Source organism: Pseudomonas sp. MS01C9 (genome assembly GCF_058202755.1).
Genome location: NZ_CM177073.1, coordinates 6075848 through 6088581, shown reverse-complemented (window position 1 = coordinate 6088581; position 12734 = coordinate 6075848). Strand labels below are relative to the sequence as shown.

5 protein-coding genes are annotated in these 12734 nt (G+C 63.9%); all 5 read right to left on the bottom strand.

The genetic code is table 11. The annotated features are described in order from the left end of the window. Positions 1 to 3 precede the first annotated feature (3 nt). Positions 4 to 1428 (bottom strand): AdeC/AdeK/OprM family multidrug efflux complex outer membrane factor, encoded by a 1425-nt coding sequence (gene adeC, locus AC1M7R_RS26785; RefSeq protein WP_072396696.1) that lies wholly within the window; start codon positions 1426 to 1428, stop codon positions 4 to 6. A gap of 87 nt (positions 1429 to 1515) precedes the next feature. Then, positions 1516 to 2343: a helix-turn-helix transcriptional regulator gene (locus AC1M7R_RS26780; RefSeq protein ID WP_072396716.1), complete on the bottom strand. Its 828-nt coding sequence runs from the start codon at positions 2341 to 2343 to the stop codon at positions 1516 to 1518. A 537-nt stretch (positions 2344 to 2880) separates the two neighbouring features. Next, positions 2881 to 4038, bottom strand: coding sequence for an FAD-dependent monooxygenase (locus AC1M7R_RS26775; protein WP_072396698.1), 1158 nt, complete (start codon positions 4036 to 4038; stop codon positions 2881 to 2883). A gap of 34 nt (positions 4039 to 4072) precedes the next feature. Beyond that, positions 4073 to 11332 (bottom strand): amino acid adenylation domain-containing protein, encoded by a 7260-nt coding sequence (locus AC1M7R_RS26770; protein WP_490610132.1) that lies wholly within the window; start codon positions 11330 to 11332, stop codon positions 4073 to 4075. Positions 11333 to 11423: 91 nt separating this feature from the next. Then, positions 11424 to 12707, bottom strand: coding sequence for a glycosyltransferase (locus AC1M7R_RS26765; protein WP_072431537.1), 1284 nt, complete (start codon positions 12705 to 12707; stop codon positions 11424 to 11426). Positions 12708 to 12734 lie beyond the last annotated feature (27 nt).

Sequence of the window (12734 nt, the reverse complement as noted above, 5' to 3'; positions counted from 1 at the left end):
CAGTCACCTCGCGGTTATCTTGTTTGTGCTTTCGATCCAGCCCCCGCCCAGCGCCTTGTACAGATTGACTTCGGCCAACAGCTGCGCCAGGCGGTCGACGATGAGGGTCTGGCGGGCACTGAACAGCGAGCGTTGCGCATCGAGAAACGTCAGGCTGCTATCGACGCCGATGCGATAGCGGCGCTCGGCGAGCCTGTAGTAGTCCTGGTTGGCCTGCACCAGATCGTTCTGGGCGATCAGTTGATCCTTGTAGGTCTTGCGTGCCGCCAGGCCATCGGACACTTCCTGGAAGGCGGTCTGGATCGATTTTTCATACTGCGAGACGCGAATGTCTTTCTGGATTTTCGAATAGTCCAGGCTCGCCCTGAGGCTGCCGGCATTGAAAATCGGCAGGTTGATCTGTGGCTGGAACAACCAGCTGCCGGAGCCGCCCTTGAACAGGCCCGACAGCTCGTTGCTGGAACTGCCGGCATTGGCCGTCAGGCTGATGCTGGGGAAGAACGCGGCCCGGGCCGCGCCGATGTTGGCATTGGCCGACTGCAGCAGGTATTCGGCCTCGAGAATATCCGGACGCCGTTGCAGCAGGTCCGAGGGCAGGCCCGCCGGGACTTCGGCCAGCAGATCGTCCGCCAGCGCCAGGCCAGGCAGCTCATCGTCTACCGACGTGCCGACCAGCAGGGTGAGGTTGTTGAAGTCCTGGGCCACTTGTCGCTGGAATTTCGCCAGGCTGGCCCTGGCGCTTTCCACCGAGGTGCGCGATTGGCTCAGGTCCAGGGCCGAGGCGGTGCCGACCTGGTTGCTGCGCTCGGTCAGGCGCAGGCTTTGTTCAAAGGACTGGAGCGTATCCTGGGTCAGTTTCAACAGCTCCTGGTCGGCCCGCCAGGTCAGGTAGGCGCTGGCCACGCTGGCCACCAGGCTCAACTGGGTGCTGCGACGGGCTTCTTCGCTGGACAGGTAGATGAGGGACGCCTGGTCGCTGAGGCTGCGTATGCGTCCGAACAGGTCCAGCTCATAGGCACTGATGCCCAGGGTGGCGGAGTACGAGCTGCTGATCGTCGAATCGCCGGTCTGGGTGATACTGGCCGGCACTCGCTGGCGTGACCCCGAGCCGTTGGCACTGACCGCCGGGAACATGTCCGCGCGCTGGATCCGGTACTGCGCCTGATAGGCCTCGACATTCAATGCCGCCACCCGCAAGTCGCGGTTGTTGAGCAAGGCTTTCTCGATGAGTTGTTGCAGCGTCGGGTCGCGGAACAGGTCGCGCCAACCCTGGTCGGCGGCCAGGGGCCCTTGCAAGGCCGGGGCATAGGCCGACGTCTGCGGGTACTGCGCGGCGACGGGGGCATCTGGGCGCTGGTAGTCCGGGATCAGCGAACAGCCACCAAGCAGCAAAGCCGCGGCCGTCAGGGGGCTCAGGAGTTTATGCATCGACCTGTCTCATCAAGATGCCTGCTCAGGGCCCACAGGCGGGGGCAGGCGGGTTCGGTTGGGGGCGCGGTTGCCCGCGCCGGTCGGTCATGATCCGATCATCCACTTCGCCAGCCCATGGCGTCCGCTGACGCCAAGCTTGGCGGCGGCGCGTTTGAGATAGGTTTCGATGGAGCTGTTCTTGACCCGAAGCTTTTCCGCGATCTCCGGGACGGTACCCCCGGCCAGCAGCCCCAGGCACACCTCTTTCTCCCGCACCGAAAGGGTGACGTCGCAGGGACTCAACCGTTCGTTGAAGTCGCGCTGCAACTGCGTCTGCTCAGCCGCATTGAGCGAGTGGCTCGATGCACCGCCAAGCGCCTTGACACTGGACTGGCGGTTCAGATGGGCATGGCGCTCGGCCAGGGGCAGCAGGGTTTCGGAGAGGTATTTCAAAAACGACAGTTCCTGAAGGGAAAAGTCGCGATGCAGCTGGGGGCGGTGCAATGAGATCACGCAGCGGCGGTTGCCTTTGCGGGAAATCAGGCTGCACTGGTGGGACGTGCCCAGGCAGGTATTGCCTCGTTCGTCCTTCAGTCGGGCGCCCAGGTGGATCAACAGGGCGTCATCGACTTCCAGTACTCGTTTCACCAGGGGATGGTCGTTGCGCTGGATTGCCGTGGTAGGGCAGACCGATTGCATCTCCGGGCTTTTCTGCTGGCCAGCCTCGCCCAGCAATTGCACATCGAGGACAGTCGTCTGGTTGTCGTCCACCGTCCACTCACTCAGTTCGAGTCGACCGATCGGCACCGAGGGTTCGATCAGCTGGTGCATGTTGGTCAAGAAACTCTCGTGTCCGACACTTGAAATCAGCCTTCCTAGCTCCGCGTAGATGTGCGTGTTTTGCGCACCTCCAAAAACCGCATGTCGATTCATATGCTTATCCTGCATATCGAAACTGCTCTGCATTTCAGTGATCGTTGACGGAGGAAAATCCGACCGCTTCCCAAAATGCTGAAGCCTTTCTGGATTAATACCTGAGGATCAAATATCACCTGTGAATCCATTCACATAAAAAACGATTCAGCCGGTAGGACTATATAAGCATTCGCATGTAGGAAAAGTCTGTAAGGGAAAACAGGGACAATCCGGGGGCAACCGGGTAGCACTGTCCAACCGATCCTTCCCTGCTTGCTGGCAAAACGCTTCCGGTCAACGACATCCTCATTGCTGAATGGCTGCTTTTTCGGCGATGGAAATACCCTTTTGAAAACAAACGAATAGGGAGTTCGCTAGCGACTCCTACGAGCAATCCGTCTGTTTTCTGGCGGCTCAGCAGGCCGTTTGCTATCCCCAAATGGCCACAGAATTGCGCGTTCAAGTATGTAGGACAATTCCATTTTTTGAATTTTTTTTCATTTTTTGTCTATGGGTGAGTCCGTTTTTGTCATTGACGTAGGTGCAAACCTGCGGTCAACCGCCCTTGAACGACAGGATATCCAGGTTCTTCTTGCGCCAGCTGCTTTGCGGGACAAGGCGGAAATACCATTCCCGGAACCAGCAGGCGAGCGCTGACTCGGCTTGCTCGATACCACTCATGAAGCGCGCGGCATTGACGATCCCGTTGGCCCGTGGGAGCCGGTATTCCTGGTATTGGGCCAGTGCGGTACGCAGGTCCGGCGTCTGCGTCAGACGGTCGGCCAGCACCACGGCATCTTCGATCGCCTGCGCCGCGCCCTGGCCCAGGCTGGGCAACATCGGATGCGCCGCATCGCCCAGCAACACGACGTGGCCGTCGCAGAACTGCTTCACCGGCTGGCGATCCCGGGCATGCATTTTCAGCAGCGCACTTTCGGGGGTGGCCGCGATGGCCGCGACGACTTCCGGCGCCCAGCCGGCATAGGCCGCCAGCACTTCCTGCTTGTCGATGTTCAAGGCGGCATCCGCCGCGTTGTCGCTGTTGCAGGTGCCCCACCAGTAAGCCTGGCCGTCCCCCACGTCGCACAAGCCGAAGCGTTTGCCGCGACCCCAGTAATGCGCCACATACCCTTCGCTCATCACCGGGTGACTGAACGGCGTCACCGCCAGCCAGGCGATGTAGCCCGAGGCTCGTGTCGGTGTTTTCCCCAGCATCTGCTGGCGCACCACCGAGTTCAGGCCATCGGCGCCGATCAACAGGTCGGCCTCCTGGCTGCTGCCATCCTCGAAGCGTACCGTCACGCCATTCGGGCGATGGGCGTAACCCACGCAGCGCAACCCTGTGGTCAGGGTGTCGGGGGCAAGCTGGCGGGCCAAGGCCTGCAGCAGCAAGGGACGCTGGATATTCACGCTGGGGTGGCCCAGCTGTTCGCCGATCTCATGGATCGGCATGCTGGTGATGGGCGTGCCGGTCTGTTTCTTGAAGAAAAACCGTTTGATGGCCTGGCCCGCCTGTTCCACCGGGACATGGGCATCGATGGCGTGCAGCGCCGCCATGGCATTGGCCATGATGGACAGGCCGGTACCACCGGTACGCAGCGTCTGGGCCGCTTCGAAGACCTTGACCTGCCAACCGGCCCGCTGCAGGGCGATGGCGGCGGTCAGCCCGCCGATGCCGGCGCCCGCCACGATGGCTTTCCTGGGTTCAGTCATGCTGTTTCACCTTTCTCGAGCCGCTTAGGGGCGTTCAAACGATTGCCGTCCGGGATCCGATGTGCTCGGTCCGGGCCGCGTCCATGCGTAGCTTGATGAATTCACCGACCCGGACGATGTGCGGTTCACGCATCATGGTCAGGTGGTCGCCCTCCACGGCGATCCGTTGTACCTGGGGGGCGATCGAGCGCCAGCCGCGATACGGATCGTCGAAGGCGGTGCCCACCAGTTCGTGGGGGGCTTGCAGCACCTCGGGCAACTGCACATCCGCGGCGAACAGCGTGATCGGCAGATCCAGTGGCGCAAAGCGGTAGTCCAGCAACGACTGCCAGTTCGCATGGAAGACCCGGAACAACTGGTCCAGGGTGGCCAGGGTCAGGGTCTGGTCGAAAACGCCGCGGTCGATGGCGTGCCGCCTGATCGCCTCGAAGGCTTGCTGGTCTTGCATGGCAGAGAAGTCGAGCGCCTGGTAGTCGTATTCTTTCTGGCCATCGCCGCTGAGCAGTTCCCACATGAACCAGTTCATGAATTCGCTGCGCTCGATCTGCACGTCGCCTTGCTTGACGCGCACGATGGTGTCCAGCAGAAACACGTTGTGCAGGCGCCGGCCGCGCCGTTGCAGCTCGCTCGCCAGTTCATACGCCACGACCCCGCCGTAGGACCAGCCACCGATATTGAGCGGGCCCTGGGGCGCGACCTGTTCGATGGCGTCGGCGTAATGCACCGCCTGGGCCGGTACCGAGTGCAACGGGCCACGCTCATCCCAGGTGCCCGGAGCCTGCAGCGCATAGAGATGGACCTGGTCCTTGAGCACCCGGGCCAGGGCGGCATAGCAGAGCACATGCCCGCCGATGGGGTGGACCAGGAACAGCGTCGGTGCCCGGCTGGCGTTCTTGAAGTCCACCAGCGCGCCGGTTTCGGCGGGCGCGGTACCGGCCTGTTGCAGCACCTGGGCAAATTCGGCGATGGTCGGTGCCTGGATGAAATCGGACAGCGACGGCGCGAAGCCCTGGTGCCGGGTCAGCATGGCGACCAGCTGCACGGCCTTGAGGGAGTTGCCACCCAGCTCGAAGAAGTTGTCGTGCACGCTGATCCGTTCCAGGCCGAGGGTTTCCTGCCAGTAGGCTTGCAGCAGGTCCTCGGCGACCGTGCGAGGGCCGGTGAACGGACGTTGGGAGGTGTGCTGCACATCGACTTCCTGCAAGCGTCGCCGGTCAATCTTGCCGGTGGGGCCGAGGGGTATCCGGACGATGCCGACCAGGGTGTTCGGCACCATGTAGTCGGGCAGGGCCAGGCGCATTTCGGCCTTGAGCTGGTCGAGATCCGGCTGGCACCCCGGCATGGCCTGGACGAAGCCCACCAGGTAGCGCGTGCCGTCGGCGGCGGTCTTGTCGATGACCGCCACCTGTTGAATGTCCGCGCCGAACCGGGCGGAGCCGAGCATCGCCAGTTCGATCTCGCCCAGCTCGACGCGATAGCCGCGGATCTTGACCTGGGCGTCGCTGCGTCCCTGGTAGACCAGGTCGCCCCAGGGCAGGTAGAAACCGATGTCTCCAGTTTCGTACAGGCGCCGGGTCCGGCCGTCCAGCTGGCGATAGACGAAGCGCTCGTCAGTCAGGTCGGGTCGATTCCAGTAGCCGTTCGCCAGGCAGGTGCCCTCGATGTACAGGTCGCCCATGACCCCGACCGGGCAGGCTTCGCCCGCTGCGTCCAGCACATGCATGCGAACCCCGTCGATTGGCGCACCGATGGGCGGCATGCTCGGCCAGGTCGTGGTGGCGCCTTCGAGCTTCAGGCTCGTGACCACGTGGGCTTCGGTCGGGCCGTAGTGGTTTTCCACCCGGCAATCGTCGAGGCCATCGATCAGGGCGCGGATTTCGCCGGTGATCTTCAGTTGTTCGCCAGCCACGCTGATCTGGCGCAGCGATACGGGGCGAATGCCCAGTTGCTGGGCCACTTCCGCCAGGCCCTGGAAGGCGACGTAGGGCAGGAACAGGCGATTGACCGCGTGCTCGCCGATGAATTTCAGCAGGCGGATGAAGTCGTAGCGCAGCCCTTCATCGATCAAGGCCAGTTGCGCGCCGCAGCACAGGGTCGAGAAGATTTCCTGGAACGACACGTCGAACGAAATGGGCGAGTACTGCAAGGTTTTCAGCGGTGCGGCGCTGCTGTCCTCGTCCTGTCGGCGGTTCTGCCAGAGGATCATGTTGGTCAGTGCGCGGTGAGGCATCGCCACGCCCTTGGGCCGTCCCGTCGAGCCCGAGGTATAGAGCACGTAGGCGTTATCTTCGTCGGCGATGGTGGCGGCGAGGGTGGAAACCAGCGCGAGGTGGCGTGCAAGGTCATCGTCGAACTCGCTGACGACACTGTCCCAATGGCGCTTCACTCCCTGGCTGGCCAGGGGCGCCAGGTGCGCCGAGGCGTCGGCGAACAGCACCAGGCTGGGCTGAGAGTCTTCCAGGATCAGCCGGATGCGGTCGTGGGGGTAACTCAGGTCGATCGGCACATAGGCCGCGCCGGCCTGGACGACACCCAGCAGGGCGACGATCAGCTCGGGGGAGCGGGGCATCATGATCGCCACCCGATCGCCCTGGCCGATACCCTGCCGGTGCAGCCACTGCGTGAGCTGCGCACAACCGTTGCGCAGCTCACGGTAGGACAGGCGGGTCTGCTCGAAGCTCAGGGCGATCTGCTCGTCGTGGCGACCCAGGCTCTCCTGCAGCAGGGTCGACAGATTGTGCCGGGGAGCGGTCACCGGCGTGGCTTGCTCGATCTGGGGAAGCCAGGCTGGAATGCGGGGCACCGCAGTGGGCTCGGCGACGATCGACTCAAGGGTGCGCAACAGGTATTCGGCATAGGCCTCGACCTGGCTCGTGGCGACGCGGGCCGTGCAATAGTCCATTTTCAGCATCAGCGAACCATTGCCCGGGTGGCGGCCCATGGTGGTCAGCAAGTCGTAGTTGCTGGCTTCCGTGGTGTCCCATTCCACCAGGATCTCGTCACCCTGGGTCAGCATGTCCTTGAGTACATAGAAGTCGACGTAGTTGAACACCACGTTCAGCGCAACGGCGGTGTCGCGATGAATCAGGGCGAACGGATAACGCCGATGGGGGAAGACCTGCTGCTCCTCGCCGATCAACCCTCGGATCATCTCCAGCCAACTCTGGCCCTGGGCGTTGAAGCGCAGGGGCAGGGTGTTGAGGAACAGGCCCAGGACCGAGGCCGCGTCCTCGAACTCCGGCCGGCCATGGCTGATGACACCGCACAGCACTTCTTTCTGGTTGGACATGATGGCTTGCGCGAAACCGTGGGCGGCCAGCAGCACGGCGCGCAACGGCAGGTCCTGGTCGCGGCAGAACGCTTCGAGCCGCGCCAGATCCGCACCAGGCAGCTCCCGGTAGGCCGAGCGGTGCGGCGTCGTATCCGGGGCCACCACGGGCACCCAGCTGGTCATGGACGCGGTGGGCGCCTCGCGCAGGTATTCGCTCCAGAACTGGCGATGGGCATCATCGGCCATGGCCTCCCGCTCCAGGACGATGAAATCGGCCGGCGTGGTCGTCAGCGCCGGCAGGGCGTCCGAGCCTTGCGTCGAGGTGTAGAGCGTGATCAGGTCGCGCATGAGGGTCGCCACGCTCCAACCGTCGAGAATCGCATGGTGGAAACTCAGCACCAGGTCGATTTCCTGCGCCGCCACGAAGACACAGAACTGATACAACGGGGCCTGCTGCCAATCCTCGCGATAACGCTTGCGTTCATCCACATAGCGGGCGATGGCCTGGGCGCGGGCATCGGGGCTCAGCGAGCGTGCATCGACAACCTGCACGGGGGCTTCGACCACGGGGTGTACCCGGGCCATGGGCACTTCGGCGTGACCGATGTCGAACGACATGCGCAACGCCGGGTGGCGCTGGATCAGCGCCTGGCAGGCACGCTGCCAGGCCATCGGATCCCAGTGCAGGCGCAGGCGATAGCGGAAGATATCGTGATAGATCGCCGAGTCCGGATGCATCATCGAGTGATAGATCATCCCGACCTGCAACTGCGAGGCCGCGTACACATCGTCGAACTCGCCTTCGTGGGCCAGGCGAATCGCCTCGGGGACCTGGGCGAACGGTGCCACGTGCATCGACGGCAGCAGGGGGATCGGCGAGATGGCCTGGGCCTGGATGCTGTGGGCCAGTTGCGCGATGGTCGGGTGCTGATAGACCTGGGCCAGTGTCAGGCCGATCCCTTGTTCACGTGCCTTGATCTGCAAATGGATGACTTTCAGCGAGTCGCCGCCCAGCATGAAGTAGTTGTCGTGGATGCCCGGCGCCGGCCGGTCCAGGTTCTCTGCCCAGAGGTCGGCCAGCATCCGTTCCAGGGGGGTACGCGGCGCCGTCGCATCGCTGCTGCCTAAGGTCTGTTCGGGCTCGGGCAGGGCCTTTCGGTCCAGCTTGCCGTTGACGTTCAGGGGCAGTCGTTCAAGCTGGATCAGGTGCCGGGGCACCATGTAGTCGGGCACCTGTCGGCGCAAGGCCTCGCGCAGGGCCTGCGGGCAGAGTTCGTGCCCGGGTTCGCCCACCAGGTAGGCGCTGAGGTACGCATCGCCTTCACCTGCCTGGCGAGCGATCACGACCGCTTCCTTCACGCCTTCGCAGGTAGCGAGGCGCGCCTCCAGTTCGCCGAGTTCGATCCGCAGGCCGCGGATTTTCACCTGGAAGTCGTTGCGCCCCAGGTATTCGAGACTGCCATCGGGCAGCCAGCGAGCCAGGTCGCCGGTCTTGTACAGCCGCGCCTGGGGATCGGCCTGGAACGGGTCGCCGACAAACCGCTCGGCGGTGAGCTGCGGCCGGTTGAAGTAACCTCGCGCCACACCGATGCCGCCGATATGCAGCTCGCCGGCGATGCCGGGCGGCAGCGGTTGCAGGTTCGCGTCGAGGACATACAGCTGGATATTGGCGATCGGCTGTCCGATCGGGACGATGCCGGGGTGTACGTCGGGCCGGCACTGCCAGGCAGTGACGTCGATGGCCGCTTCGGTGGGGCCATACAGGTTGTGCAGTCGCACCTGCGGCAAATGCTCGAAAAACCGCACCTGCAGGGCATGGGGCAAGGCTTCGCCACTGCACAGCACTTGCTGCAGGGCCGACAGGCGCTGGGGCTCGACCTGGTCCAGGAACACTTGCAGCATCGACGGCACGAAATGCAGCAACGTGATGCCGGCGCCAGCCATGATGTCCATCAGGTAGCGGGGATCCTGGTGACCGCCGGGGGCCGCGACCACCAGTTGCGCGCCGCTCAGCAAGGGCAGGAAGAATTCCCAGACGGAGACGTCGAAACTGAAGGGGGTTTTCTGCAGGATCCGACTGTGCTCGTCCACCCGGTAAGTATCGCGAGCCCAGAGCAGGCGGTTCACGACGCCGTCATGCTGGTTCATGACGCCTTTGGGCAGGCCGGTGGAGCCTGAGGTGTAGATCACGTAGGCCAGGTGCCGGGGTGTCAGGCCCAGGGCCCTGGCGTCCGGGTTGTGCGTCGGTTGCCGGGCCAGGCGGTCGAGGTCGGTGTCCAGGCACAGCACAGGCACATCCACCGTGGGCAGGTTCGCCAGCAACCCCCGGGTGGTGACAAGCACGCCGGGAGCGCTGTCCTTGAGCATGTGGTCCAGGCGGTCGGCGGGATATCCGGGGTCCAGGGGGACATAGGCAGCGCCCGCCTTGAGGATTCCCAGCAGGCCCACCACCATTTCCAGGCTCCGCTCCAGGCAGATGGCGACTCGGGCGTCGGGGCCGATGCCTTGCTCGATCAGGGCATGGGCCAACCGGTTGGCCTGTTGGTTCAGCGCATCATAGGTCAGTGCCCGGCTCTCGAAACGTACCGCTATCGCTTCCGGGCGCGCGGCCACCTGGGCTTCGATCAGCCCGTGCAGCAGCACGTCCCTGGGGTAGTCGACGGCTGTGCGGTTCCACTGCGCCAGCAACTGGTGTTCGGCCGGTGGCATGAGGTCGAGAGCCTTGACCGGCACGTCGAAATCATCGACCACGCCCTGCAGCATATGCATGAAGCGCTGTTGCATCGCCTCGATCTGCGTGGCATCGAAGTAGGCTTCGTTGTAGATGAAATGCATCGACACATCGTCGTCCGGCGCCGCTTCGCGGATGTGCATCGCCAGGGGCATCTGTTCGTAGCCGTTGCTGAGCTTGACCGGCTGCGCGGGGGCCGTTGCGTACCAGGTGTCCTGGTCCTGTTCGTAGGACACCACCAGGTCGAACAGCTGCCGGCGGCCCTGATGCTGCAAGCCCAGTTCCCGGTTCAGTTCGCTCAAGGGAAAACGTTGATGGCGGTAGTCCTGCTTGAGTGTCAGGGCGATCCTTGAGACCAGCTCGCTGAAGCTTGACTCGGTACCCAGGCTCAGGCGTACCGGGCTCATGCCGACAAACAGCCCCACCGTGGCCTTGTGCGCGGCATTGGCGCGGTTGAGGATCGGCAGCCCGATCACGATTTCATCGCGCAGGGTCACTCGGGCAAAGTAGCTGTACAACAGGCCCAGCATGGCGTGGAACACCGTCGCTTGTCCGCAGGCCTTCGCCCGCTCGCCAAGACGGTCGTACAACGCTCGCGGCAGGCGCCAGGCATGGTTTCGGCTGGGGGCCAGGCGCTGGCCGGACTGGGCCTGGTAACGAGGCGCGAGCAAGGGTTCGGGCACCGTCCTGTATTTGTCCAGCCAGTATTGGCGTTGGCGTTGGAAGGCCGGTGAGTCCCTGTCGGCTCGCTGTTGTTCGATGTACGCCTGATAGGTCGGCGCTGGTTCCAGGGCGTCCGGCGACACCGAAAGGTCGGTGTAGGCCTGGCTGATGGCCCGGCCGATCATGGCGAAGGACCAGCCGTCGATGATCAGGTGATGGCAATTGATGAAAAAGTAATGGAGGTCTTCGCGGACCTTGATCAGGACCGCGCGAAACAGCAGCCCGCTGTCGAAGGAAAACGGCGTTTGCAGGTTCCCTTGCAACAAGGCCAGGGCGCTGGCTTGCGGATCGGCTTGCGTCGACACGTCGTGCAGGGCCAGCGGTACGCTCGCCGACGCCAGGAAGCGCTGGCGCGGCATGGGATGTTCGGCCGAACCGGGCACCAGATGGATGCGCAGGGCATCGTGGCGGGCGACCACCTGGTCGATGGCCTGTCGCAGTCTCGAGGCATCCACCGAGCCATTGATGCGCGCGTAGCCGCCGATGTTGTACAGCGGACTGTCTCCATGCAGCACCTGATCCAGCCAGATGTCCAGTTGCGGGGCGGTAAGCGGGTAAAGTACGTCCATGTCCGTTGTCCTTTTCAAAGCCGACAGCAGGCATCCGGGCGCTTGCTGTCGGTGGCGGGTTCTTCCCTGCGTACGCTGTGCCTGGGTGGGCTTATGCGACCTGGTAGCGTTTCGGCGCGGTGCCGTGCGTGGCCCGGCGGGCGAGGGCTTCGACTTGCTGCGCCGCCGCTTCACAGGCGCTGTCGCCACTGGCGATCAGCGCGCGATAGCGATCACAGCTGGCGCGCACGTCGGGGCTGTTCAAGACCTTGTCCAGCGCCGCGGCCAGCGATTCGGCGGAGGCGGGCGGGAATACCCGCAAACCGCAACCCAGTCGCTCCATCCGCGCGGCGTTGTCGAACTGGTCGTGGGCGAACGGCGTGGCGATCTGCGGCACGCCAGCCGCCATGGCCAGCGCCGTGGTCCCGACGCCTCCGTGATGCACCAGGGCCGCACTCTGGGGCAGGATGCGACTCATCGGTACATAGCGCCGCACCAGGATCCGGCCTTGGGCGGACACCGCCGGGTCGACTGGCTGGCTGGTGAGGAATACGCCGCGCCGATTCACTTGCTTCAGGGCCTGGACCGCCGCAGTGAAATACTGCTCGCTGTTGACCATGGTCGAGCCCGGGGTGAACACCACCGGATTGTCCTCGTCCAGGAAGTCTTGCAGTTCGGCGTCCATCTGCTGGAAGCCCGACTCATCGAACAGCGGAAAGCCGGTCAGCACCGTCTGCGCGGGCCAGTCATGCTGCACCGGGGCGAACCACTGCGGGAACAGCCCCAGTACCCGATCCGGCGAGGAAATCCATTGGCTGATGATGCGTTTGACCGCAGGCAATCCCAGCTCCTGACGGAAACTGTTGAGTTGCGGCGCCATGACCCGATCCAGGAACGCTCGTTCGATGAGGCCCAGCAGCAGGCGCTTCATCCGATAAGGCACGAAGCCTGGCAGGTTGGTGCCTGGTGGATGGGTCGAAGGCGCCGCGGCGGACCAGAAGCCGAATGGCGAGACCTGGGCGGTGACCAGGGGGATGCCGTGCTTCTCATGCAGCAGACGCGCCGAAAACGCCCACAAGGAACCCAGCATGACGGTTTCGTCGTCGCAGGCCTGTTCCAGCAGTCGATACTGTTCACGCAGGGTGCTGGCGATGGTTTTCCAGAGCGTCGGCAACGAAGTCCGCGGGTGCCAGAGGGCCGGGTCGGCCATGACTTCGTCATATTCTTCACGGGTGCCCAAGGGCAGGAACTCGAAGCCGCAGCGTTCTATCAATGGGGCGAACGCGGCGCTGGCGCAAAACGTGATCCGATGCCCGCGCGCCGCAAGGGTGCGACCGATGCCGACAAAAGGATGGACGTCACCGGCTGAGCCGACGGCCGTAATGATCACATGCATAAGGCTCCCTCCAGAGTGATCGTGGGT